The 24,749-nt window shown below is 65.9% G+C and carries 24 protein-coding genes; 7 read left to right on the top strand and 17 right to left on the bottom strand.

Features of this window, described 5'->3' with window-relative positions; translation table 11 throughout:
* Positions 1 to 5 precede the first annotated feature (5 nt).
* The 5 genes from F467_RS0106155 to F467_RS0106135 form a co-directional block, all read right to left on the bottom strand.
* A complete protein-coding gene (locus F467_RS0106155; RefSeq protein WP_018138685.1) occupies positions 6 to 1,364 on the bottom strand; it encodes a YhjD/YihY/BrkB family envelope integrity protein in 1,359 nt (452 codons plus the stop codon).
* Positions 1,365 to 1,400: 36 nt separating this feature from the next.
* On the bottom strand, positions 1,401 to 2,033 hold the full coding sequence (locus F467_RS0106150; RefSeq protein WP_038038620.1) for a YdbL family protein: 633 nt from the start codon (positions 2,031 to 2,033) through the stop codon (positions 1,401 to 1,403).
* Between the two features lie 86 nt (positions 2,034 to 2,119).
* The gene (locus F467_RS0106145) at positions 2,120 to 4,120 is read right to left on the bottom strand and encodes a hypothetical protein (RefSeq protein WP_018138683.1); all 2,001 of its coding nucleotides are present in this window, start codon (positions 4,118 to 4,120) and stop codon (positions 2,120 to 2,122) included.
* 62 nt (positions 4,121 to 4,182) lie between these two features.
* Complete coding sequence (locus F467_RS0106140; RefSeq protein ID WP_018138682.1) at positions 4,183 to 4,971, bottom strand: YdcF family protein; 789 nt, start codon at positions 4,969 to 4,971, stop codon at positions 4,183 to 4,185.
* A 17-nt stretch (positions 4,972 to 4,988) separates the two neighbouring features.
* Positions 4,989 to 5,471 carry a Crp/Fnr family transcriptional regulator gene (locus tag F467_RS0106135; protein WP_012982173.1) on the bottom strand — a complete coding sequence of 161 codons (483 nt, stop codon included), beginning with the start codon at positions 5,469 to 5,471 and terminating at the stop codon, positions 4,989 to 4,991.
* 103 nt (positions 5,472 to 5,574) lie between these two features.
* Between F467_RS0106135 and F467_RS0106130 the strand changes: the two genes are divergently transcribed.
* Complete coding sequence (locus F467_RS0106130) at positions 5,575 to 6,033, top strand: DUF6231 family protein (RefSeq protein ID WP_018138681.1); 459 nt, start codon at positions 5,575 to 5,577, stop codon at positions 6,031 to 6,033.
* Between the two features lie 15 nt (positions 6,034 to 6,048).
* Here the strand turns inward: F467_RS0106130 and F467_RS0106125 are convergent, their stop codons facing one another.
* Entirely contained in the window at positions 6,049 to 7,368 is a 1,320-nt protein-coding gene (locus F467_RS0106125; RefSeq protein ID WP_018138680.1) for an MFS transporter, read from the bottom strand.
* Between the two features lie 398 nt (positions 7,369 to 7,766).
* Positions 7,767 to 8,441 (bottom strand): metalloregulator ArsR/SmtB family transcription factor, encoded by a 675-nt coding sequence (locus F467_RS0106120; RefSeq protein WP_018138679.1) that lies wholly within the window; start codon positions 8,439 to 8,441, stop codon positions 7,767 to 7,769.
* Between the two features lie 199 nt (positions 8,442 to 8,640).
* Between F467_RS0106120 and F467_RS0106115 the strand changes: the two genes are divergently transcribed.
* Positions 8,641 to 9,093, top strand: coding sequence for a hypothetical protein (locus F467_RS0106115; protein WP_017925939.1), 453 nt, complete (start codon positions 8,641 to 8,643; stop codon positions 9,091 to 9,093).
* A gap of 121 nt (positions 9,094 to 9,214) precedes the next feature.
* Here the strand turns inward: F467_RS0106115 and mnhG are convergent, their stop codons facing one another.
* The 9 genes from mnhG to F467_RS0106070 form a co-directional block, all read right to left on the bottom strand.
* Positions 9,215 to 9,610, bottom strand: coding sequence for a monovalent cation/H(+) antiporter subunit G (gene mnhG, locus F467_RS0106110; RefSeq protein ID WP_018138678.1), 396 nt, complete (start codon positions 9,608 to 9,610; stop codon positions 9,215 to 9,217).
* The gene (locus F467_RS0106105) at positions 9,603 to 9,878 is read right to left on the bottom strand and encodes a cation:proton antiporter (protein ID WP_018138677.1); all 276 of its coding nucleotides are present in this window, start codon (positions 9,876 to 9,878) and stop codon (positions 9,603 to 9,605) included. The genes mnhG and F467_RS0106105 overlap by 8 nt, the downstream gene beginning before the upstream one ends.
* Positions 9,879 to 9,893: 15 nt before the next feature.
* Positions 9,894 to 10,367: a Na+/H+ antiporter subunit E gene (locus F467_RS0106100; RefSeq protein WP_012982165.1), complete on the bottom strand. Its 474-nt coding sequence runs from the start codon at positions 10,365 to 10,367 to the stop codon at positions 9,894 to 9,896.
* Positions 10,364 to 11,869, bottom strand: a complete 1,506-nt coding sequence (locus F467_RS0106095; RefSeq protein WP_018138676.1) for a Na+/H+ antiporter subunit D — start codon at positions 11,867 to 11,869, stop codon at positions 10,364 to 10,366. The genes F467_RS0106100 and F467_RS0106095 overlap by 4 nt, the downstream gene beginning before the upstream one ends.
* A complete protein-coding gene (locus F467_RS0106090; RefSeq protein ID WP_012982163.1) occupies positions 11,866 to 12,213 on the bottom strand; it encodes a Na+/H+ antiporter subunit C in 348 nt (115 codons plus the stop codon). Before F467_RS0106090 ends, F467_RS0106095 begins: the two co-directional genes overlap by 4 nt.
* Positions 12,213 to 12,638 carry a Na+/H+ antiporter subunit B gene (locus tag F467_RS0106085; RefSeq protein WP_012982162.1) on the bottom strand — a complete coding sequence of 142 codons (426 nt, stop codon included), beginning with the start codon at positions 12,636 to 12,638 and terminating at the stop codon, positions 12,213 to 12,215. The genes F467_RS0106090 and F467_RS0106085 overlap by 1 nt, the downstream gene beginning before the upstream one ends.
* On the bottom strand, positions 12,635 to 14,938 hold the full coding sequence (locus F467_RS0106080) for a putative monovalent cation/H+ antiporter subunit A (protein WP_018138674.1): 2,304 nt from the start codon (positions 14,936 to 14,938) through the stop codon (positions 12,635 to 12,637). Before F467_RS0106080 ends, F467_RS0106085 begins: the two co-directional genes overlap by 4 nt.
* 220 nt (positions 14,939 to 15,158) lie before the next feature.
* Positions 15,159 to 15,848 carry a TIGR04211 family SH3 domain-containing protein gene (locus F467_RS0106075; protein ID WP_018138673.1) on the bottom strand — a complete coding sequence of 230 codons (690 nt, stop codon included), beginning with the start codon at positions 15,846 to 15,848 and terminating at the stop codon, positions 15,159 to 15,161.
* Between the two features lie 129 nt (positions 15,849 to 15,977).
* Positions 15,978 to 17,366 (bottom strand): hypothetical protein, encoded by a 1,389-nt coding sequence (locus F467_RS0106070; RefSeq protein WP_012982159.1) that lies wholly within the window; start codon positions 17,364 to 17,366, stop codon positions 15,978 to 15,980.
* 193 nt (positions 17,367 to 17,559) lie between these two features.
* On the opposite strand from F467_RS0106070, the gene F467_RS0106065 reads away from it, so the two are divergent.
* Positions 17,560 to 17,874, top strand: coding sequence for a hypothetical protein (locus tag F467_RS0106065; RefSeq protein WP_012982158.1), 315 nt, complete (start codon positions 17,560 to 17,562; stop codon positions 17,872 to 17,874).
* Positions 17,875 to 17,982: 108 nt separating this feature from the next.
* Positions 17,983 to 18,495: a 3-hydroxyacyl-[acyl-carrier-protein] dehydratase FabA gene (gene fabA / locus F467_RS0106060; protein WP_012982157.1), complete on the top strand. Its 513-nt coding sequence runs from the start codon at positions 17,983 to 17,985 to the stop codon at positions 18,493 to 18,495.
* A 30-nt stretch (positions 18,496 to 18,525) separates the two neighbouring features.
* On the opposite strand, the gene F467_RS0106055 is transcribed toward fabA, so the two are convergent.
* Positions 18,526 to 19,008 (bottom strand): DUF1249 domain-containing protein, encoded by a 483-nt coding sequence (locus tag F467_RS0106055; RefSeq protein ID WP_012982156.1) that lies wholly within the window; start codon positions 19,006 to 19,008, stop codon positions 18,526 to 18,528.
* Positions 19,009 to 19,258: 250 nt separating this feature from the next.
* On the opposite strand from F467_RS0106055, the gene F467_RS0106050 reads away from it, so the two are divergent.
* The 3 genes from F467_RS0106050 to F467_RS0106040 all read left to right on the top strand — a co-directional run bounded on the left by F467_RS0106050 (position 19,259) and on the right by F467_RS0106040 (position 24,104).
* Positions 19,259 to 20,896 (top strand): alpha-D-glucose phosphate-specific phosphoglucomutase, encoded by a 1,638-nt coding sequence (locus F467_RS0106050; protein ID WP_012982155.1) that lies wholly within the window; start codon positions 19,259 to 19,261, stop codon positions 20,894 to 20,896.
* A gap of 22 nt (positions 20,897 to 20,918) precedes the next feature.
* Positions 20,919 to 22,310, top strand: a complete 1,392-nt coding sequence (locus F467_RS0106045) for a sodium-dependent transporter (RefSeq protein ID WP_018138672.1) — start codon at positions 20,919 to 20,921, stop codon at positions 22,308 to 22,310.
* Positions 22,311 to 22,433: 123 nt separating this feature from the next.
* Entirely contained in the window at positions 22,434 to 24,104 is a 1,671-nt protein-coding gene (locus tag F467_RS0106040; RefSeq protein ID WP_018138671.1) for a Na/Pi symporter, read from the top strand.
* Positions 24,105 to 24,749: the final 645 nt, after the last annotated feature.

Here is a 24,749-nt window from a genome sequence, read left to right as displayed (position 1 = left end):
GGGAATCAGGTGGCCGCCGCTGCGGCCCCCTCGCTTTTCAACAGGTCGCGCAGCGTACGCCCGTCCAGGCGGTCACGGCGTGCGGTCTCCAGTTCCTCCAGCGTGGCCTCGACTGCCGGGTCGCCCTGCAAACGGCGCAGGGCGCGGGCATCTGCATCCTGGCGCAGGGCCTCCAGGATCTCGTCCACCCGGATCCGCTCGAGATCACGGCCCGGCACATAACAGGTGGCATCGGTGCCGGCCCGCACCAGCAGGCCCGCCGACTCGAGCGCCTGCGCGACCTCGCCCAGGGCATTGCCCGGCACTGACAGGTCATGCGCCACATGGTCCAGTGTTGGCGGCGAGCGGCCGTCGAGGAAACGCTGACCCACCTGCTGCATCAGATGCAGGCCCATGCGTTCACGCGCCGCGCCGGACAGGCGCAGGCGCAGGCCGCGCACCGTCATGTACTCGGGGTGCTGTACGTAGAAGGCCACATTGGCCCCGATCAGCAGGATCAGCCAGGCCAGATAGATCCAGATCAGCAACAGGATCATGATCGCGAAGCCCGAATAGATCGCGTCATAGCGAGTGGAACCGGCCACCATGGTCGCGAACCCCCAGCCCACGCTCTGCCACAGCAAGCCGGCCACAACAGCCCCAACCAGGGCCGGGAACAACCGTACTCGAGTGTTTGGCACAAACACGTAGATGAAAGTGAACGCGGCCATGATCAATAGATACGGAACCATGCGCGAGGCGCCAGTGATCAGCGTGCCGAACGGCTCGATCCCGGCCAGAGTCTGCATGGCCGTGGTGGACATCACCGTCGCGGTGATACCCAGGGCGGAGACCACCAGGAGCGGACCAATCAGGATCACCGACAGGTAGTTGGAGAAGCGCTGGGCGAAGTTGCGACTGTTCTCGACCCGCCAGATGGTGTTGAACGCCAGTTCAATCTTCTGCACCAGCGCGATCACGGTGTAGACGAGGAACAGCAGACCGACAAAACCGAGGACGCCGACCCGCATGTTGTCGACGAATTCGATCACGTTGTTCGCGATCTCGACCCCCTGCTCCCCCAGCGGCTCGAGAAACCCGAGCACCACCGGCTCGACTGCGTTGTGCGCGCCGAAGGCCTTGAGTACGGAGAACGACAACGCGATCAGCGGGACGATGGACAGCAGCGTGGTATAGACCAGACTCATCGCGCGCAGCGTGAGCTGGCCTTCCTTGGCCTCGTGCACGATCGCGCCCGCACCCCGCACGATCCCGAGCAGCAGGGCCTTCCAGCGCGGGAGCCGCGTCAGGTCGGTATCCTGCACCAGCGATACCAGACGCTGGCGCTGGGCCTCGATGCGTTCGGCCAGCGTCAGCGCCGGCACGAACCACTCCCTGTGCCTGGCAGGCTCATGAGCGGGCTATTTTTGCTGCCACTGGCCGTTGCGGTCCTGGTACCAGTAACCGGAGGGCGCCTCTTCCACCCAGACCCGGGCGAAGGTCTCGCGAATCCGGTCTTCCCAGTCCGGGCGGTCGTTCGCGCGCGCGATCTCGCGGTAAAGCGAGTCGCGGTCCGAGTTTTCCTCGCTCACCAGCCGCTGCACGGTACTGCGATCGCGCAGCGGAACCTCGGACAAATCACGGATCACCACATCGGCGTTGCGCCCAAAGCCGATTGCCCCGCTGCGAAAATGCGGCGCGAGCTGCGGCGCCCGCTCGCGCATGGAGGCGCGGATACGGTTGATCGCGGGGGTCTGGATCTGCAGGTCGGGGCTCTGCGCGGAGGCCGGGCTCACCAGTCGATCCAGCACCCAGGCCAGCACCGGCAGGTTGGCGTTCGCCGGGTTGTTGCGCGGCATCAGCATCGCACCGGGCTCGGCTTCAGACGACGCTTCCGGCTCCCGGGTACCCTCCTCGACCTGCAGCGCGTCGCGCACGATCGCGCGCGCCGCCTCCTCGGCCGCGGCCGTCGGGAAATAGATATTGATGGTCACGCAGCCCGCCATCAGAGCGAACACCAGCGCCAATCCCGGAACACTCCATAAAGCCTTCATGCCGTACTTCCCTTGTCGAGGCGGTTCAACCCGCATGATGCCCAATCTACACCAACACCCTGAACGGTAACCAAACGCCAAGCCGCTTATTGCACCACCGGGCCATCTCCGGCCTGGATGGTCGCCAGGCGGTTGATTAGTTCGGGCCAGTCGACCCGGCGGTTGTAGCCAATCACCTGAATCTGCGGGATGCCCCCGCCCTGCACCAGCACGAAGCCGCTATCCGGACGGTCGGCCACGCCGGAGGCGGTGCAGACCTCGCCACGCAACTCGCAGCGAAACCCGAGACGGCGGTAGCTGAAGTTCTCGAACACCCGCAGGAAGACCGACGAAGCCGCGGCCTGCAGCCCTCCGCCCAGCTCGGTGATGTTCTCCACCGCCCGCTGGCTGATCCGTCGGCGCCCGCGATCACGCTCCGGCGTCATCAACTCCAGATCCATGCGCACCGGCGACCAGTCCACCATCACCAGATCGCGCACATGCCCGGAGATACGGCCCTGGACGCGACCGAAGTCGAACGCCTGCGTCAACGGATCCAGATCCAGCCGCTGGATCTCGGCCGACAGGCCCAGCTCCGGGGCATAGCCCAGCAGGTCGTGGATATACACATCGCGCAACACCACCTCGCCGTTGAACACCTGGACCAGCAAACGGCCATCGACGTTCAGATCCCCCCGCTCGTAGCGCACCCGGGGGATCATGCCGGCCAACCGCCCGGAGAATCGCGGCCAGCCCAGCACCTCGGTCAGTGGCTCCAGACTGATCGCGCGGATACCACCCTCGAAACGCACATCCGGTCCTGCGTCGGTCTGGCGCAACTCGAAGGCCCCGACCCGCAACCCGCCATCGAAGATCGGGATCTCGGTTTCGGCCAGCAGCTCCATGCCGGCTGGCAGGGCCCGGACCTGCGCCTCGAACGCATCGAACGGCAGCCCATACAGATGCGCGGCATCCAACGCGAAGGTCCCGGGGCTGCCCGCCTCGTCCGCCGACCAGTCAAGTGCCCCGCGCGCACCGGCCAGGCCGAAACGCCCCCGCCGGTCGCTGGCATCCAGTTCCGCCCACTCGAGATCCGCGCGCCGGGGCTGCGAGCCCGCCAGCTCCACATGCCCTGCGATCTGCCCCCCGGTGGCCAGATCGCCGAGTACCGTCCCGGCCAGCCAGGGCGCCAACAAGGAATCGTAGACTGGGGCGAGCGCATGGACCCGCCCGTGAAATACGCCATCTAGCCCCGCCTCCGGATCGTAGGCCACCGCCTCGCCGCGAGCCTCCAGCGCAGCGCCGTAGCGCAGACCCAGGACATCCATCCGGAACGTCAGGGGCCCGGGGTCTCCCTCCAACCCATTGAGGGAAATCTCCACCGGCCCCTCGTCGTCCAGGTCCACAAACCACGGGTCGATGTAGATCACGCCACCCTCCAGGGCGAGATCCAGGTCCCAGCGCGTGCCGTCCCCGGACAACTGCGCCTGGCCGCGCAGTTCCTCGCCGGCCTGCAGGCCCAGCGGATCGCTGAACGCAACATCTTCCAACCCCAGACGTGCGGTGAGCCGGCCATCCGGACGCAACCGCAGATCGAGGTCCGCCCGTCCCCCGTCGACGGCGACGGGGAGTTCCAGAGGCAAGCGGTCGAATGCGGCCAGCGCCTGGAGATCCAATCCTCGCAACCGGGCATCGACATCCCAGCCGCGTTCGGGGGCGAAATCCGCGCGCAGGCTCCCGCGCCCGCCGAACCAACCGGGCCAGTCCCCAGCCAGTCGGAGATCGCCGCTGTCGCGGCCCCAGGCCAGCGACAGGGGGTGCCCGTCCAGTCGCAGGTCGCCCGAGCGTCCCCACAGACGCGCGTCGTCACAGACCACCTCGCGCCGGGTCAGGCGCAGCTCGGTACATTCCACCCGCGCGGCCGTCAGGGTGCCCACCGGCTCCGGCAGCTCGATGCGCTCGGCACGCAGCTCGAGGCTCAGGCGCCCGTCACGCCAGCCAATGCGGGAGCTCAGCCCCTCGGCGCTTAGGGCCTCGTGCATCAGCGATTCGATGTTCAGATCGGCCCCAAAAGACACATCGGACTCGGCCAGCACTGGAAACGGCATCGCCACGATGCCGCCCGCGCAAAGCCCCGCCAGTATCCAGCGCACCGGACGGGGCACGGGCCTCAGTCTCCCGAACTGCCGCGCTGACGCTCGCGCAGGGGCAACGCCGCCCGCGCCAGCCACTCGCGCAGGGCAAAGCGCGAGGTCTCGATAGACTCGGTCGTGGGCAGGAAGTCCCGCAGGCTACGCGGGTCACCGGTGGCACCGCGGAAACCGGCGGGCGCCGGGTAGGCGTCGAACCCGGCGCGCTCGAAACACTCCAGGGCCCGCGGCAGATGCATCGCCTGGGTCACCACCAGCACGGTATCCACGCCCTGCCCCTGCAAGCGCTGGCGTGTATGCGTGGCATTCTCGCAGGTGTTGCGCGAGGTGTTCTCGAGCCAGCGTGCCGAGACACCGAGATCCTGTTGCAGGGTCGCGGCCATCAGTTCGGCCTCCGAACGCCGCCCGGGCAGGGCCCTCGGTACCCCGCCCGAGACCACAATGGGGAGATCGGTGGCACGATGCAGCCGCGCGCCCTCGCGCACACGCTCGTGGGTGCGGGGGTTCAGGGCGTCGTGTCCGGCGTCCTCCGCGCGCCCCACCCAGCGGCCACCGCCCAGGATGACGATCGCATCCGCCCGCCCGGTCGCCAGTACGCTGTCGCGCACCTCGCGCTCGAGGGTATCCGCCAGGGGCTGTGCCACGACCTGCAGGCTGGGCAGCACCAGCGCCAGCAGCCCCAGCGCCAGGAGCGGCCGGCCACCACGCCAGTCGGCCCGCCACAACAGCACGCCCAGCACCGTCAGGGCGATACCCAGCCCCGGCGGCAACAACAGGTGTTCCGCAATGGTTTGCAGGGACGCGAGCATGGGCGGTCCCGGGGGGCTTACTTCTTGCCCGGGGAGTAGAGGTAGTGGGCGTAGGTCGCCACGTCCTCCGAGACACGGCGGATCAGGTGATCCAGGCTGATGATCGCGAACTCCAGCAGGTTCACCGCGATATACGGGTTCTCCACACGCAGGCGGTCGTACATCGAGCGCGACAGGCGCAGCAGCCGCGTCTTGTCGCTCAGCGCACGCATGCGCACGCCGCGCGGCACCCGGTCAAAGAACGACATCGACCCGGCCAGCTCGCCGGTTTGCATGCGGCCCACCTCGATCTCCTGGCTGCCGTCGTCGTGATACAACGCGGCCGTCCCGCTCACCACGAAAAACAGCGACTCGCCCACCTCGCCGATATCCGCGATCACCTGCTTGTGGTGGGTCTCCACCACCTCCAGGTATTCGAGCAGGACTTCCACCTCCGCAGGCGTCAGGGACGCGGAGATCGGGTGCTTGGAGAGGAATTCGGTCAGCAGTTCCTTGGACATGAGGGGCTTCCTTCTAACGGGTCCGCAGTAGCAGTGGGAGTCATTTAGAGTATAACGAACACGCCGTCGGCACAGGCGACGGGAATTACCAAGGAGGCCTGCGTTGATCGACATTGATGCCCTGCGCCGACATCTGCCGCGCCGCCTGCGCGAGGGCCGGGCTGTTCTGCTCGCGGCCGGGGCCAAGCCACCGGACAGCCCACCGGGGCTGGAACAGATCACCGTGGAGGACTTTCTCGAACACCCGCCCGAATCCCGCGTGCCACTGGTCCTGCTGCTGGACACCCTCAGCGCGCTGGATAGGCCGACCGGCCAGAACCTGCTCGGCGGGCTGCGGGATCGCTGGGCGGACGAGGTGCTGATCCTGCATCGGCTGGACGATGAACGCTGGGGGCTGAACGAGTTTCTTGCGCTGGGCTTTCGCCGGGACCCGGACGCCGAATCCGCCGTGCCGGATCATGCGGTCTACCGCACCAGCCTGTATGACTACAAGCTGACGCCCGACTGGCTGAATGCCCGCTTCTGGGCCAACCCGGGCATGTGGGACAAGGCGCGCTGGTAGGCGCGCGGCGGGTGCCTAATCCTTCTCGGGATTCAGCCGCGGGTGGGTCTCCTCCCCCCACAGCAGTACCAGCGCACCGGACAGGAACATGGCGATGGCCACGAACCAGAAGCCCCAGGTGACCGAACCCCCGATGTGGGCAACGATCCCCAGGGCCAGTGCACCGATGCCATAGCCCAGGTCCCGCCAGAAGCGGTAAGTACCGATCGCCGAGCCGCGCCAGTTCGGATGGGCAATATCGGCGACCGCCGCGCTCAGGTTGGGATACAGAAGCGCCATCCCAAGGCCGGTTACGGCCGCCGCGAACGACCACCAGACGACCCCCTCGCCGAGCAGCGTCAGGGCCACGCCCGCACCGCAGATCCACATACCCCAAACGATGGGCTGCAACCGCCCCACATGGTCGGAGAGCTTGCCAGTGGCGAACTGCGAGCCACCCCAGACAAAGCCGTAGATCCCCACGACCCAGCCGATCGCGGCCAGGCTCAGCCCCTGCTGATACAGGAACACCGGATAGAACACCCAGACCAGGGCATCGACGAACTTCTCCACCAGGCCCGCCTGGCTGAACGCGGCCATGCGCCGGTCACGCCAGGACATCAGCGTGAACACCTCCCAGGTGGTCGGCGTATCGGCGATCGATTTGGGATAGCGCGGTTGTGGCCCGGTGGACTGCCCGGCCGCATGCCGGGCCCCCTCGGCCTTGGCCCAGTCCAGGGTCTCGCGCACCCACAGTGCAGTCATCAGGACCGCGATCGCGATCACGACTATGCCGAACACGAACACCCCCATGCGCGGCCCGAGGGCAGCGGCCATATAGCCGGTCACGATCCCGGCCACGGCCACCCCGACATAGCCGGAGAACTCGTTCATGCCCATCGTGAAGCCGCGTTCGTCGCCCCGGGTGATGTCCATCTTCGCGGTCTGGGTCATCGACCAGGCGAGCCCCTGATTCACGCCTAACAGGACGGTCGCGGCCACAATCCAGCTCCAGGATGGCGCGTAGAGGATCATGAACGGGATCGGGATGGCCGCCATCCAGCCGAGCATCAGAACGGTCTTGCGCCCCATGCGTTCGGACAGCCGCCCGGCAACGAAATTGAGCACGCCCTTGACCACGCCGAACGCGACGACGAACGCGGTCAGCAGCATGAACGAGCCCTCGGCCACGCCGAACTCGTCCTCGGCCAGCGCCGGGATGACGGTGCGCATCATCCCGATCGTCAGGCCCACGAAGAAGACCTGGATCAGTTGCTGCCCAAACTGCCCGAGGTTCTCGCGAATCCCGTGGGTCAGGTGTTCATAGGCCTGCGCGGCTCTGAATGGTTCGCTCATAAGGGGTCCTCTGTGGCGCACCCGGGCCGTGAGAGTCGCGGCAGGACCGGCTTCCTTGCCTAATGGAGGCGGGGCTGGTGCCGGCTAGCAAGGTCGGCGTACGTGCCAGACGGCCGATCGGCGCACCACGAGCATCTTTCATTCTAATGTTCGTTAGAACGAAGTTATTCTGCTTGAGGGGGGGATGTCAAATACGGCAGGTCGAATATCGACGGATCCGGCTGAATAGCACGGCCCGTCCGGAAGTCCATTTTGAGACCCCTTCTTCGAGAGGGAATCCAAAACCCGATGGGTCGTTCTTCAAGGCTCTGGGGCTTGGGCAACCACCGGGGCACTCACAACTCGGGATCGGCGCGATGTGCCGGCACACAGTACGCAGCCACCAGTGACGGCAGGGGCTAACGATCGACGGGGCCTTGCTCCAGAGGGAGCCCCTGGTGGCGCCACTCGGCCACACCGTCATCCAGACGGACGGCGCGGAAGCCATGCTCACCCAGGATCGCGACGGCGTCGCGCGCCATCAGACAGTACGGGCCCCGGCAGTAGGCAACGACCGGGACATCCGGCGCCAACTCGTCCAGGCGCTGCTTTAGCTCGCGCAAAGGAATGGACCGGGCGTGCGGCAGGTGCGCAGTGGCGTACTCGGTGTCCGGACGAACGTCCAGCACGATCAACTCACCCTTGCGTGCCTGCTCCAGCAACTCCTGGCCACCTAGCGGCACCATGTCGCCGGCACTGGCCGCCATGTCGCGCACAGCGCCCTGCAACTCCAGCAAGCGGCTCTCGGCCAGCTCGCGCAGCACGACCCAGAAATCGGCCACACGTGGGTCTGCCAGCCGGTAGAAGATACGCCGTCCATCGCGCCGGGACTCCACCAGGCAGGCCTGGCGGAGGTCCTTCAGGTGGGCACTGGCCAGCTTGACGCTGATCTGGGCATCCGCCGCGAGCTGATCGACGCTCTTCTCCCCCTGCACCAGGATCTCGATCAGTTCCAGCCGCTTCGGGCTGGACGCCGCCTTGCCGATCCGGGCGACCTGGTCATAGAGCAAATCTTTCAGTTCGCGATCAGCCATGAACGCATTCCTGATGGGGAAGTCGGCAAGGTAGACCGCCCTGCCCTGACGCGCAAGGCCTGAACAGGAACGCGGGTTTGTTGCACCGAATTTTTTCTTGACTAGATTACTCAGGAACTATTCATCAGCAGTTGGTAACAAACTAACCAACAAGCCGTGCCCCAACCGAGGGGTACCCGTTCCCGAAAGGAGGACAACCATGAGCCAGCTGATCCACAACTTCCCGGCCGACGGCGTCGTCACCATCAACCGCGTGATCCTGAAGCCGGAGTACAGCATCGACGACCTGCAGGAGCGCGTCGCCATGCTGTGCGAGAACGTAAAGACCTATCACTCGGACACCGGCTTCGTCGGCGGCTTTGTCGCGCTGAATTCCGGCGCCGTCTCCAACGAGGGCTCGACCATCGGCCAGGCCGTGGAGAGCCCGATGAAGGACAAGGAGGCGCTGATCATCACCTTCTGGCGCAGCTTCGAAGAACACGAAGCCTCGCATCGCAGCGAGACCTTCCAGCCGCTGTTCCAGGAGGTCCTGGAGCTGTGCGAAAACGGTAACGAAGAGATTGCCTACGAAATGCTCTGGTCTGGCGCGGCCTATTCGCCGGAAGAGGCCAAGGCCGCTCGCGAGGCGAAGGAAACCCATCAGGCGGCCTGAACCTGCACTGATGGCTGAGTGACCTCCAGTCGTATTTCTCTCCTGCGACTGTGCCCATTGCCGGGACCTTGCGTCCCGGCTTTTTTATGGCTGACCGACCATGATGCCAGCCAGGTCGGACTTAGCGTCGGGGTTCGTCGTCCGAGGAAGACTCGTTCATCTCCGGGGGCGAGGCAAGGGTGTGGGTCTTGTTGTCGTAGCGACCCTTGAGTTCGTCGGAGCGTGTGTGTTCCCACAACGGCACCCCGACAAAATACCCTGCACGGCCGATCGCATGCGCGGCCACCGGGGCCGTCAGCAGCAGAAAACCAATCACTGCCACGGCGCGGGTGGTCACGCCCCCGTCGCCGAAATAGACGGCGACCCCCACCATCATCAGGCCGGCCCCAAGCACACCCGCCTTGGTGGTGGCGTGCAGGCGCATCGGCAAATCCGGCATGCGGACAAGCCCCAGCGCGGCCACCACCATGAAAGCGGCCCCGGACACCAGGAACAGCGCCGTCAGTAGCTCAATCATCTTCGCGGTGCCCCCCTTTCTCGAGATAGCGGGCAAATCCGACCGCGGCGAGGAAGGCGGTCAGAGCCAGCACCATCGCCACGTCGATAAACGGGGTCCGGCCACTGGAGATCACGTACACCGCGATAAAGCCAATGGTCAGGGACGCGATCAGTTCCAGCGCCACCACGCGATCGGGCAGCGTCGGCCCGAGATAGAGACGCCAGAACCCCAGCACCAGGGAGATGCTGAGCAGTACATTGGCCACGATGATGGCGATTTCGAACATCTGTGTCCCCCGCGCCTAGCGCAGGACCTCCAGGGCCCGGTGTTCCAGATACTTGATCGACCGAATCACCGCATCGCGGTCTTCCAGGTACATTACATGGATGTAGAGCACCTTCCGGTCGGTCGAGACGTCCAGGCTCAGGGTGCCCGGTGTCAGCGAGATCAGGTTCGCGACGATCGTGATCTCGCCATCGGTCTGCGCATCCAGCGGAAAGGCAATCACGCCCGGCACCATGTGGTGCGTCGGCGTCATCACATCGTAGGCGACCTTCAGGTTCGACAGGAACAGCTCCCACAGGAAGAACCCAATGAAGGCGATGAACTTGGGCACCCGTCGCGCGTAGCTCGCGAAGGCCGGCTTGTCACGCAGCGCGAACGCCAGCAGGACATAGCCGAGGAAGAACCCGATCAGCAGATTGCCCCCTGTGAAGTTCCCGGTCAGGAACACCCAGATCAGGGCCAGCGCGATATTCCAGGTCAGCGCGATCATTGCCGTGATTCTCCCAGCACGGCCTCAATATACTGCGACGGATCCAGGAGCTGCTCGGCGGACATCGCCGCCATCTGGTAGATCGGCTCGCCGTACAGGCCAATGGCCACGGTCATCAGCGCCAGCATGATCACCGGCACCCACATCCAGATCATCGGGCCCGAACTGACATCACGGAGCTCGCCCTCGACGCCCTCCGGCTGCGCCTTCCAGAACACCTCGGCCCAGATCTTGATCATCGAATACAACGTCAGCAGACCCACCAGCAGAGCCACGCCCACCGCCCAGTAGGCCTCGGCCTCGATACCAGCGCGGATGATGATGAACTTGGCGAAGAACCCGGACAGTGGCGGCAGACCCGCCAGTGACAGCGCCGGGATCAAGAACAGCACGCCCAGCATCGGGTTCGTCCGGTAGACCCCGCCCATCAGTTTGAGCTCATGGGTCCCCTTCATCACGAAGGTGATCCCGCTGATCAGGAACAGATTCGCCTTCACGATGATGTGGTGCATGATGTAGAACACCCCACCGACCAGTGCCAGCGGTGTGAACAGTGCCAGACCCATGATCATGTAACCGATCTGGCTGATGATGTGGAACGACAGAATGCGCCGGAACTCGTAGTGGGCGGCCGCCCCAAGCACGCCGGTCAGCATCGTGGCCGCGGCCACCCACAGGAGGATCTCGTGGGTGTAGTCCACATCCTGGTTGAAGATCAGTGTGAACACGCGGTACAGCGCGTACACCCCAACCTTGGTCAGCAGGCCCGCGAACAGCGCGGAGACCGCGACCTTCGGCGTGTGATAAGAGGCCGGCAGCCAGAAGAAGAACGGGAACGCCGCCGCCTTCACCCCGAACGCGACCAGATACAGCATCGCGATCACGGTGATCAGCCCGGTGTCCTCCACCGTGGAGAGCTTGTCGCCGATATCCGCCATGTTCAGCGTGCCGGTCAGGCCGTAGGTCAGGCCGATCGCAGTCAGGAAGATCATCGACGACAGCAGGTTCAGGGTGACGTACTTGATCGCCCCTTCCATCTGCGAGCGCTCGCCACCCAGGATCAGCAGCGCAAACGACGCGACCAGCATCACCTCGAACCAGACATAGAGGTTGAAGATGTCGCCGGTCAGGAACGCGCCGTTCACGCCCGCCAGCAGCAGATGCAGCAACGGGTAGTAGCCGAACTTCTCCGACATCTTGCCGATGCCCGAGAGCGAATAGATCGCGGTCGCAAAGCCGATGATGCCAGTCAGCATCACCATGATCGCCGCCAGCATGTCGGAGACCAGCACGATCCCGAACGGCGCCGGCCAGGAGCCCATCTCCATCACGACATGGCCGTTCTCCCAGGTCTCCAACAGCAGCCAGACGGTGGCCGCCAGCATGGCGCCGGTGCCGAGCACGCCCAGCGCACGCTGCGCGAAATGCGAGCGCCAGAACATCACCGACAGCGCGCCGGCGAGCAGCGGGATGATGACCGGAAGGGCAACGGACATATTCATCGATCCGTGTCCTTCATCTGGTCCAGATCATCGACCTTCACCACCTCGTAGGCGCGATGTATCAACACTACGGCGAATGCCAGTACGCCGAAGCCGATCACGATCGCGGTCAGCACCACGGCTTGCGCCAGCGGATCGGCCGACAGCCCTTCAGGAACCGTGGCACCCGGCGGGATCAGCGGCGGCGCGCCCGGCAGCATGCCGGCCAGCGTAAAGATCAGCAGGTTGGCCGCGTTCGACAGCAGCACCAGGCCGATCACCAGCTTGACGATCGAGCGCCGGAGCATCATGTAGATGGCCGCGGCGTACATACCGCCGACCACGAAGGCCATGACGACTTCCATCAGTCTTCTGCCTCCGCCAGGTTGAGCATGATCGTCAGCACCGACCCGATCACGACGAGATAAACGCCGATATCGAAGATCAGCACGGTAGAGAGCTTGATCTCGCCGAAGACCGGGGCCGTGAATTCCCACCACTGGGCCGTGAAGAACGCCTGCCCCAGGAAGGCGGCGGGCAGTGCGCTCACGACCGCCAGCACCATGCCGGCACCCAGCAGGTCGCGCGGGTCCACGCGCAGCACCTTGCGCGCGGAGCGGATGTCCATGGAAAACAGGTACAACACGATCGCCGCCGCCGCGACCAGGCCACCGATAAACCCGCCACCCGGCTCGTCGTGGCCGCGCAGCAGCAGGAACACGGAGAACAGCAGCAGCAGCGGCAGCAGAAAGTGCCCGGCCGTGCGCAGGATCAGCGAGTGCATGTTCATCGGCGGTGGTCCTCCGCACGGAAGCGAATCATCGCGTACACCCCGATCGCGGCCAGGGCCAGCACGAAGATCTCGCCCAGCGTATCCAGTGCCCGGAAGTCCACCAGCACCACGTTCACGATGTTACGGCCATAGCCCGAGGGCTCCGACTCCTCGATGAAGTACTGCGAGATCGAGTCGAACAGGCGCGCATCCATTGTGCTCAGCATCAGCAGCGTGATCATGCCGCCGGTGACCAGCGCGATACCGGCATCGCGCAGCCGCAGCGCGGTAGACGACAGATTCAAGAAGCCCGGCAGGCGGAACAGCACCAGCACCAGCAGGATTACCGTCAGGGTCTCAACCAGCACCTGGGTGATCCCCACATCGGCCGCGCTGTACAGCACGTACACCAGGGCGACCGTAAAGCCCAGAGAGCCCAGCGCTGCCACGGCGCCCAGACGCGAGCGCGTCAGCACCGCGAACAGCATCGACGCCACCAGGATGGCGATAATGGCCATCTCGTGGATCTGCAGGCGCTCGAAGTGCGCCGTGCCGACACTCACGTTGAACAGCTGCGCGGTCACTCCGACCAGGCCCGCGGTCATCGCGACGATCACGATCACGTAGTAGCGCAGATAGCCGTTCTGCAGGACCCGGGTCTGCCATTCGGAGATCCAGACCAGGCCATCCATCATCTTGAAGTAGCCCTTCTCCGGGCCGTATTCAGCGGCCCGATCGACCCAGGCCAGGGCCCGACGCGCCTGCTCCCAGCGCCAGTAGAGCAGACCACCCGCGACCAGGCTGAACGCGGAGATCGCCAGCGGCCAGTTAATGCCGTGCCACAGCGCCAGGTAACCATCCACCGGCGCGCCCTGCACGCTCGCCGCCGCGGCGTTGACCAGCCCGTCGTCCGCCAGCCCCGGCCCAAGGCCAAAGATCAGTCCCAGGCTCGCCAGCACGACCGGGCCGGCCAGCATCGCCGGCGGTGCCTCGTGGTGCGGGGTCTTGGGTGTTTCCACCCGAGCCCCGAACCACGGCCGGATGCCGACGATCGCGGCGACCGCCACCCCGAGGATCGCGGTCAGTACCGCCAGCAGCGTCAGGATACCCACCAGACCCGGTGCCTCGAGCACCGACTCCAGCATCAGCTCCTTGGCAACAAAGCCGAACAGCGGAATAACCCCACCCAGCGACAACGCTGCAAGAATCGCGAAGGCGGCCGTGATCGGCAGCGCGGTGCGCAGCCCCCCGGTTTGCAGGAAGTCCTTGGCCCCGGCCTCGTGGTCGAGGATGCCGGCGACCATGAACAGCGCGCCCTTGTACAGAGAATGCGCCAGCAGGAAGGCCATCGCGGCCATCAGCGCGGTCTCGGTGCCGATACCAATCAGCATGGTCAGCGTGCCCAGCGCCATCACGGTGGAATAGGCCAGGACCTGCTTCACGCCCGTGCTGCGGAAGGCCAGGAAGACGCCCGTGAACATGGTGATCGCGCCGAACAGCGCGAGCGTGGTGAACCAGATATCGGTGCCACCCAGCGAAGGATTCAGGCGCGCCATCAGGTACACCCCGGCCTTCACCATGGTGGCGGAGTGCAGATAGGCGGAGACCGGCGTCGGCGCGGCCATCGCACGCGGCAGCCAGAAGTGGAACGGGACCTGGGCCGACTTGGTAAAGGCCCCGATCAGTATCAGAATCAGTAAAGGCAGGTACAGCGCGTGTTCGCGGACGACATCGCCGTTGGCCAGGATCTCGGAGAGCTCGTAGGAGCCGCCGGCCATCGCCAGCATGATGATCCCGGCGAGCAGCGCCAGGCCGCCACCGACCGTGACAATCAGGCCCTGCAGTGCGTACTTCCGGGCGTCCGCGTTCTCGTGGTTATAGCCGATCAGCAGATAGGACGTGATGCTGGTCAGCTCCCAGAACACGAACATCGCAATGAGGTTGTCCGCCAGCACCAGCCCCAGCATGGAGCCCATGAAGGCCAGGATAATCACGTAGAAGCGCCCGAGGTCGCGGTGCCCCTCGAGATAGCGCCCGGCATAGGTGACGATGAAGAACCCGATACCCGAGATCAGCAGCGCGAACAGCAGCGACAGGCCGTCCACCAGGAACGACAGGTGGATATCCAGCCCCGGCAGCCAGGGCCAGCTGAGCACGATGGACTCGCCGGCGGAGACCGCAGGGAGGAAACTCAGGAAATAGAGGAACAGCGCGGCCGGGAGGAGCCCCAGCACCCAGCCGCTGGCGCGACCGGTGACACGATGGACCGCGGGTGCGATCGCGGCCACCAGGAATGTTGACAGAATTGCGTAGAGCATCCGGCCAGCTGAGTCCTTTTGCGTCGGGCGTTATCCGCGTGACCCCGTACGACCTGCCCGGAATCACGCTCCTGGAGTTGCGTCCGCCACCAAGGACCACCGGCGACGGCTTCAAAACAGCTGCGAAAGCCTAATGGCTCGATCGCCGGCACGCAAGAAACGCGTATGGGGGCACGTTTCGGCGCGCGTCCCCGGGCAACCCCGGAGACGGAAGGGGGGATCAGTACCAGTCGCTGCGGCGGCGGCGCAATGGGATGCGCGTCAGGATAATGCCAAGAATCAGGCTGCCAACCGTCACCGCCGCACCCGTCATGAACCACCGCCGCTGGCTGTCGGCCTGCATCACCTCCACCTGGCGGCGATACTCGTCCGCGGAATCACGGGCCTCTACCAGCTCGCTTTCCAGGCGCCGGTTTTCGCGCTGGATCTCCTGCGGCCGTTCCGCGACGTCGCGCAGCTCCTCGAGCTCGGACTCCATGTCCGCCACCTGCGTCTCCAGGCCATCGCGCTCGGCTTCGAGTTCGCGGCGGGTATCCAGCAGTTCGGCAATCCGGCCTTCCTGGTCGTCCGCACCCGAGCGAATCTCGGCCAGCTCGGCCTCGACCTCTTCCAGGCGCTCACGGGAATGCGGCTCGTCCTGCAGGTAACGGGTCAGGATCCAGGCCTCGGTGCCGCTGGGCAGGCGAATACGGGTATGGCCATCGCCGCTCTCCTCGAGCACCGTGACCTCCTGACCCGAGCGCACTGAACTGATAATGCGGCTGTTCGGCCCGGTGCCATTCCGCACCCCGACCTCCAGCTCGTCGCTGACGAAACGCGTGGTCTCGGCCATCACCGCCGTCGCGGTCAAGCCGCCCAGGATCAGAATCCCGGATACCGTAAGTCCGCGCATCACCCGCTGCATCTGCATGCCCATGTCCTGCCTCTCGCCTGGTTGCCTGATCCGACCATGGAGTCAACGTCGCCTGCATGGCCGGGGGCGCATTCTACAGTGGCATTCGTGGCTCGCGGCAACGCACCGCCTGCGGGGTGATCCGCGTCACACTCCGGCATCCGCATCCCGGGCCGACGTCGAACGGTCCGCGAGCCGTTCGCGCACCGCGCGCGCCGGGAATGTGACCAGCTCGAACAGGGCCGGCAGCAGCCTGCGCAGCTGCAATGCAATCACGGCAAGCAGGTGCAGCACACCCGTCAGCAGCGCCAGCAGGATGCCAAGAAGCCCTCCGACCAGCACCCGTATCGCCTGCAGGAGGGAGACCAGCCACAGCGGCGCAAGCGCCACCACCAGCGGCACCACCAGCCCGACCGCCGCACCAACCATCTGCTCGGTCCAGTACAGCGTGGGCGGTGGCGCGACCTCCCCGGCCATCAGGGTCTCCAGCAAATCGTTGCGATAGCGGACCCACTCCAGGTGATAACCGGCCAGGCCCGACAGCACCACCACGGCGGCCAGCACCAGCAATGCCGTGACCACCAGGCCCATTCGGGCCCAGTTGTCGCGCTCCATCACCGCCTGCGGCAGCAGCCGGACCGCCCCGCGGCTCTCGGCCAGCAGCCACCCGCTTACCAGCGCAATCCCCAGCAGCAGCGCAATGATCCGATCCGAGAGCGTCCCGGGCCCCGCGTCCTCGGCACCCGGGAACTGCCCGTCAAACGGCGGCCCGAAGAGCTGGTGGTACACCGTGACCGCCAGCACCGTCAGCGCAAGCCCCAGCAGGCCCAGCAAACCCTGGCTGACGGCCTGGATATACGAAGGCATCTGATGGCGGATCGAAGGCTCGGTCTGCTCGCAGCGCGTCAGGGCGTGGTCCAGGCGGCCCCCCTGACGCTGCAGGTCGCCCAGACGCCTTTGCAGACCCTCCAGACGGCCGACCAGCTGATCCACCGGGCTCTCCAGCCGCCGCCGGGCGGCCAGCATGCCCTGCGCCAGCTGCCGGTGTTCCTCCATGCCCAGCCGCGCGATACGCAGGATCGTCTCCTGGAGATCCTGCGCGAGACGCTGACTCTGCGGGGTATCACTGACGGGGGTGCTGGCCAGTGCCTCGAGACGGCTTACCCAGGCGGGTTCCTCGAGCAGGCGGGTCTCGTCCCGTTCGTAGGCCTCGCGCAGGGCGCGCAAGGTTTCGGTGGACTCCTGGCGAAGCTGCGGCATCTGCGCCAGGTCATGCCCCACCAGGTGGGCATACCGACGTTCCAGGGCCTCCACCGCCCCGTGGATACGATCGGCCTCCAGCCGTGCCAGATACCGGCGATGCCAACCGGTCACGGCATCCCGCACATGTACGAGATGCCGGCGCAGCGCACATACCAGGTGGACCAGCCCGCCCGTGATCGCAAGCAGCACCGTGCGCACCGGATTCCGCGCCCAGTCCAGCAGCACGATGGCGACCACGATCGCCAGAGTCACCATCAGGATTGTGATCGCCACGCCACCCCCTCGTCGGTCCTGCCTGTCGCCCGGACACGCCGGGCCCCACACCTACCCTGCTTGCAACCGGCACTCACCTGTCGCCGGTTCTCCCCGCCGCGATTATGGCCGATCCAACCATCCGGTGCGCGCCCCCTGGCTCAAGTTTGCGACAAGCGCGCCGATAGGGAGGGTAAATCTCCGGAGAATCCCAATGCTGCAGACCGACCTGCTTCCCATCGCCGGCCCAGAACGCATGGAACAACCCGGCTGGCTGGATGCCGGCTTCACCGCCGGCTGGCTGCCCGCGTTCCGTCATCGAGGTACGGGCGAGGTGCATGCCAGCCACCTGGAAGATGGTCGACTGGCCTGCACGCACATCCTAGACACCCTGCCCGCGTCCTGGATCGCCGAGCGCGACGCCGAGGGCCGCCCCGGTGCCCTGGTGGCCGACATCCAGGCCGGCTACCTGCGCGGGTCGCGCTTCTACACCCTGGCCGAGCTGCTGCGCTACCCGTCCGACGCCTGATTCTTGCGTCTCTGGCGCCGCCCGGCGGCCAGCGCCCTCGCCCGGCACAATTGCTTTTAGGCGCGGGTTTCGGTCCAATACCGGGCTTTTCCCCGAGCGACGCCCCCCATGCAGAAAAATCAGTACGATCGCGACGAACTCCTGGCCTGCGGCTACGGCGACATGTTTGGCCCGGGCAACGCCCAGTTGCCGGTCCCCAACATGCTGATGATGGATCGCGTCCTGGAGATCAACAGCGATGGCGGCGAACATGGCAAGGGCCAGATGATCGCCGAGCTGGATATCAATCCAGACCTGTGGTTCTTCGCCTGTCACTTCCCTGGTGATCCCGTGATGCCCGGCTGCCTGGGGCTGGACGCGATGTGGCAGCTGGTCGGCTTTTATCTGGCCTGGCTGGGCAACCCCGGCCGCGGCCGCGCCCTGGGTGTGGGCGAAGTGAAGTTCACCGGTCAGGTCCTGCCCACCGCGAAGAAGGTCACCTACCGCATCGACATGAAGCGGGTGATCTCGCGCAAGCTGGTGCTCGGCATTGGCGACGGCATCGTCGAGGTCGATGGCCGGCCGATCTACGAGGCCCATGACCTGCGTGTGGGCCTGTTTACCTCCACCGAAAACTTCTGACCTGACCGGCAAGCCTGCTCCGGCAGGGCACTAGTCCGTCGCCAGCGGCGCGGGCGTGGCGTCCGGGTAGAAGCGGTGGCCCTGGCGCAAGCAGTAGCGCAGCCACTTGAACAGAAAGCGGTTATGCCGCCAGCGGCAGCCCAGCCCCGGGTGCCCCGCGATCGTGTCGATCACCAGGTCCTCGCCGCTGCGCCGGCAGTGACGCCCCAGCACCTCGGCCTGCCGCGCATCGTGGAACAGGCGCACCCGGGCATCCGGCTGCAGGCGCGGTTCATCGCGCCCGGCAAAGGCATAGGTCAGTCGCAGCGTGGTCGTGTACCGCGTGCGCTCCAGCACCTCCAGATGCAGATCCAGCGCCCCCTCGACCCGCGAGACCGAGTGCACCGGCTGACAGTGCAACTCGGGGCACAGACGCCGTATGGACAGGTAGTTCTCCTCGTACATCTCCATCAGCGCCGCGAAGGTCACCGGGCGCGGCTCGAGGTGGGCGGGGGTGCGGGTATCCAGCAACATGCCGCGCAGTCTAACAGCCCCCGGGCAACCACAGGCCAATGTACCCGCAAGGAATAATGTCCGGTTCTGCACGATCGACTTTCCGCCTCGATACAAGCCGAATCCATCGCTTCCGAGGCGCGCGGCACGCAGCGGGTGTCGAAAACCATGCGCAAACCCTTCGCCCGGCACGGGACACCCCGAGCCCTTTTTGGTACCGTCAAACCAGAAGAGAATCCCCGGCGTGCAACCCAAAAGGACTCACGACTTCATGGATATCAGTGTCGTCACGACCCGGCCATTCAACGACCAGAAGCCCGGCACCTCGGGCCTGCGCAAGCGGGTACGGCAGTTCCGGCAGCCTCACTATCTGGAAAACTTCATCCAGAGCATCTTCGAGGCACACCCGAGCCTGTGCGAAGGGGAGCTAATCCTCGGCGGGGATGGCCGCTTCCACAACCGCGAGGCGATCCAGACCATCCTGCGCATGGCCGCGGCCAACGACGTCAAGAAGGTCGCGATCGGCTATGCCGGACTCCTGTCGACCCCGGCCGCCAGCCACCTGATCCGCTCGCGCGGTGCCACCGGCGCCATCATCCTCTCGGCCTCCCATAACGCCGGAGGGCCGGAGGGAGACTTCGGTGTCAAGCTGAACACGGCCAACGGCGGGCCCGCACCGCCCGGCGTCACCGATGCCATCTTCGAGCACAGCAAGTCGCTCACCCATTACCGCATCGCCAGCGGCACGCCGCACGTCGATATCGATCATCTGCACACCACCCATCTCGGCGAGATGTCGATCGAGGTCGTCGACCCCGTGGGTGCCTACGCCGACCACATGGAGACACTGTTCGACCTCGAACGCATCGGCGAACTGCTGCGCTCGGACTTTTTCCGCATGCGCTTCGACGCGATGCATGCGGTCACGGGGCCCTACGCCGAGGAAATCCTGATCAACCGCCTGGGCGCCCCCGCCGAAACCCTGCTGCGTGCGGAACCACTGGCCGATTTCGGCGGACGCCACCCGGACCCGAACCTGGCCCATACCCGCGAGCTGTGCGAGGCCCTGTACGGGCGCAACCCGCCGGACTTTGGCGCGGCCTCCGACGGCGACGGCGACCGCAATCTGATCCTGGGCCCGAATTTCTTCGTCACGCCGTCCGACAGCCTGGCCATCATGGCGGCCAACGCCCACCTGATCCCCGCGTTCTCCAACGGGCTGAAGGGTGTGGCGCGCAGCATGCCGACTAGCCAGGCGGTGGACGTGGTCGCCGAGGCGCTCGGCATCCCCTGCTTCGAGACACCCACCGGCTGGAAATTCTTCGGCAACCTGCTGGACGACGGCCGCATCCGCCTGTGCGGCGAGGAGAGCTTTGGCACCAGCTCCGATCATGTGCGCGAGAAGGATGGCCTGTGGGCCGTGCTGTTCTGGCTGAACCTGCTGGCCGCCCGCCGCCAGTCGGTGGAAGAGATCGTGCGCGATCACTGGCGCGACTACGGTCGCCACTACTACACGCGGCATGACTACGAAGGGCTGGACACCGCCCGCGCCGAACAGGTGATGGCGCGCATCGGCGAACAGCTCTCGAGCCTCCCGGGGCAGTCGCTCGCCGGCATGCGTGTCACGGAGGCGGACGACTTCGCCTACCGCGACCCGGTGGATGGCAGCGTGACCGAGCACCAGGGCCTGCGGGTCCTGTTCGAGGGCGGCGCGCGCATCGTGTTCCGTCTCTCCGGGACTGGCACTGAAGGAGCGACCCTGCGCATCTACATCGAGCAGTACGAGACCCACCCGGAGCACCTGGACCGCGAGCCGCAGGAGCTGCTGCGTCCGCTGATCGAGGCTGCCGTGCGGCTGGGTGACCTGCCGGGCCTGACCGGGCGCGACCAACCCGATGTGATTACCTGACCCGACCTTCAGTCCACCGCTGATGGACATCGTCGCCACCCGGCAGCGCTGGACGCATGGCTATGCGTTCGTGCTGGCCGCCACCGCCTCGGCGGTCGGGCTCGGCAACATCTGGAAGTTTCCCTACATCCTCGGCCAGAACGGCGGCGGCGCCTTTCTGGCCGTGTACCTGCTGACCATTGCCCTGATCGGAATCCCGATCATGATGGCCGAGGTCATGATCGGACGGCGCGGGCGCCGTTCTCCGGGGTACGCGGCACTGGCCGTCGCCCGCGAGGCGCGCGTCCGCGACGCCTGGCAGATGGTTGGCTGGGTCGGGATCATCGCCCTGTTCGTGATCATGACCTTCTACGCCGTGGTCACCGGCTGGGTCTTCTCCTATGTGCCACGGGCCGCCAGCGGGGCCTTCGCCGGGGTAGACGCGCCCGAGGTCATCGCGATCTTCGAAGGCGTTCAGACATCGCTTCCGGGGATGCTGCTGTGGACTACACTGGTCCTTGCGGCGACCTTCGCGATTGTGGCCCTGGGGCTACGCAACGGGCTGGAACGCGGTGTAGCACTGGTGATGCCGCTGCTGTTCGGGCTGCTGCTGGCCGCCATGGTTGGCGGTCTCTGGGTCGGCGACGCCGAAACCGCTCTGGACTTCATGTTCCGCCCGGACTTCTCCGCCCTCGACCGACACAGCCTGCTGATCGCGGTCGGGCACGCGTTCTTTACCATGACCCTGGCAGCCGGCGTGCTGATGATGTTTGGCGCCTATCTTCCCAGGAAAACCTCCATCGCCGGCACGGCCATCGGGGTTGCGATCGCCGACACCGTGATCGCACTGATCGCAGGGGTCGCGATCTTCCCGGTGGTCTTTGGCTATGGCCTCGATCCCGCCGCCGGGCCCGGCCTGATGTTCGAGGCCCTGCCGCTGGCCCTGTCCGCGATCCCGGCAGGGGTCCTGCTCACGACGCTGTTCTTCGTAACGCTAAGCCTGGCGGCCTTCAGCACCATGATCGCGAACGTCCAGGTATTCGTGCACCTGCTGCACGACCACTTCGGCATCTCCAACCTGCAGGCCGCCCTGGGCAGCGCGCTGACCGTCTGGGGTTTCAGCCTGATCACGATATTCTCTTTCACGGGGGCCGGCTGGACCCAGATCGACCTGGTCGTGCTGGGGCGCGAACTGCCGACGCTCTACCACCTGCTGGAACACACGGCCATCAACATCCTGCTGCCGGTCAGCGGCCTGCTGATCGCACTGTTTGCCGGATGGATCCTGCCGGTCGCGATCACCCGCGACGAAATGGGACGGCCCACAGCCGCCTTCCATGTGTGGCGCCTGACCCTGCGCTATATCGCACCGATCGCCCTGCTGACCCTGTTCTGGCAGCTCTCCACGTTCAGCAGCCATCTGCCAATGAACTGACGCGCAACGCCCGGACGCGCCGCGCGACCACCCTGCCCATGCGGCGATGCGCTAACCTCACACTGTAACGGCGACTTCACGTCCACGGGCGCACCCGGGGGGAAGCCCCGTTAGAATGCGCGGATGAATGGCGAGTGGATGATCACCTTCGAGATCGCGGCGACGCTGTTTGCCGGGCTCGGCCTGTTCTTCGTCGGCATTCGCCTGATCAGCGAGCACCTGCGCCAGCTCGCGGACCAGCGCCTGCGGGCACTGGTCGGGCGCGCCACGGGCTCCAACCGGGCGGCCGCGTTCCTCGGCCTAGTCGGCGGGGCGATTACACAAAGCATCCACGCGGTCATCTTTGTGCTGATCTCGCTGGTCACCGCCGGCGTACTCGACGCCCGCCGTGCCCAGCCGGTGATCAACTACGCCAACCTGGGCACCTCGCTGCTGGTCCTGATCGCCGCGCTCGACCTGACCCTGATGGTCTTCATCCTGGTCGGCGTTACGGGGCTGCTGTTCTACTTCGACCGCGACCAGTCCGCACGCCTGCGCCACCTGATCCGAGCCATGCTCGGCATTGGCCTGCTGTTCCTCGGGCTGATGTTCATCAAGGAAGGCGCCAAACCGCTCAGCGAGCTGACCTGGATGACCGGCCTGATGTCGCTGTCGGCGCAGTCCTTGCTGATCGCATTCGCCACCGGCCTGGTGTTTGCGGTGATCGCGCATTCGGCCTCCAGTATCACCATCGTGACGATGGCCCTGGCCGCCAGCGGCGTGATCGATCTCGAATACGGCCTGATGGTCGTCTACGGGGCGAGCTTCGGCACCGGTGTGTCGACCCTGATCCTCGCCGCCTCGCACAAGGGACTGGGCCGCCAGCTGGCGCTTTATCAGTTCATCCTGAAGGGACTGGGTCTGATCCTCCTGCTGCCGCTGTTCTGGATCGAGTTCTACGGCGGCGTCCCGCTGATCGCCTCGGGCCTGGAAGCGCTCGCGATCGGCATCAGCCTGCAGATCGCGCTGGCCTACATCCTCTACCAGGTCGTCTGCGACCTGGCGATGCACCCGGTGCACGGCCCCGTCGCGCGCTTCCTGGAGCGCACCGCACCGCCAACCGAGGAAGAGGCCCTGGGCAAGCCGCATTTCATCTACGCCGGGGCACAGAACGACGCCGGGTCCGCGCTGGTGCTGGTGGAAAAGGAACAGTTGCGCCTGCTCAAGCGACTGCCCGACTACCTCGAAAGCGTGCGCGATGACAGCGACGGTGCCCACCACGAGCGCCTGGCCCTGCACCGCGGCAACCTGCAGGTCACCGAGGCAATCGAGCAATTTCTCGACGAGATCCTTTCCGGTGCCCTGAGCGGGGCCACCCTCGATCATGCGATCGTGCTGAAGAACCGCAATCAGCTGCTGCTGCAGCTGGAAGATACGCTGAACGACCTCGCCACGGAGATCGAGCGCTCGCTCAATGCCGACGCCTCCGCCGAAGCCCGCGCCCTGACCCACAACCTGGTCGAGACCCTGCACATGATGCTGCTGACGCTGACCGACGCGGCGCGCAGCGGGGATGCCGACGACATCGCCCTGCTGCAGTCCCTGACCCATGATCGCTCAGAGCTGATGGATTCCATCCGTCGCCGCCTACTCGCCTCCAGTGATCTCGACGGCAGCGTACGCGAAGCGGTGTTCGGCGCGACTAGCCTGTTCGAGCGGGGCATCTGGGTCTTGCGCCGCTATGCGCTGCTCCTGACGCCGCCGGTGGGGGCCTCCTACGAGGCCGACCCCGCCACCGCCTCCACCAAGTCTTAACGCTATATTCCTGATCAGACGGCGAAGCTTGTTGCCCCGCGCCCTGAGGCTGGGCCTGGTTCGTTATCCGGTGTTTACGTGCCTTCGGTCCGCCACCTGCCAAGCGCTCACTCGCGAGCGCGCCGCGAGGTACTTTCTTGCTTGCCCAAGAAAGTACCCAAAGAAGGGCACCCGGATTCCGCCCGGGAACCTTGCTCCAGGGCCCTCGGGCCGGCGGCGCTGAAACTCGCTGCGCTACGCTCCGCTCAGACAGTCAGCGCCTCTCTTCCGGCCCGAGCACCCTTCCGCAAGGGGCTTCATACGGGGGGATAAGGTCAAAACAACGGCTGTCCTGACGTTCGTGCCAATGGTTGGAGGCAAGGTGTTCCGACATCCTGGGCACGCGCGGCCTTCGGCCCTGGCGTGCCGCGCCCGCGAGCGGGCGCCAGGCCCCATCGTAGGATGTGATGAGCGCAGCGAATCGCATCAGGGTTTCTCCGGCGTCGGAACGGTGCGTTTCGCTGCGCTCAACGCACCCTACAGCTCGGGGCTTAGGACAGGTGCGGGAACACCGCCTGTTTTGACCTTCCCTCCCGATATGAGCCCCTTGTGGAGGGCGTGACAGGCCGGGAGAAGGCGCTGACTGTCTGAGCGGAGCCAAAGGCA

The organism is Thioalkalivibrio sp. ALJ12, assembly GCF_000378305.1.
Classification (GTDB): Bacteria; Pseudomonadota; Gammaproteobacteria; order Ectothiorhodospirales; family Ectothiorhodospiraceae; genus Thioalkalivibrio.
The sequence above is the reverse complement of the archived record's forward strand: the minus strand, read 5'-3'. Positions and strand labels throughout refer to the sequence as shown.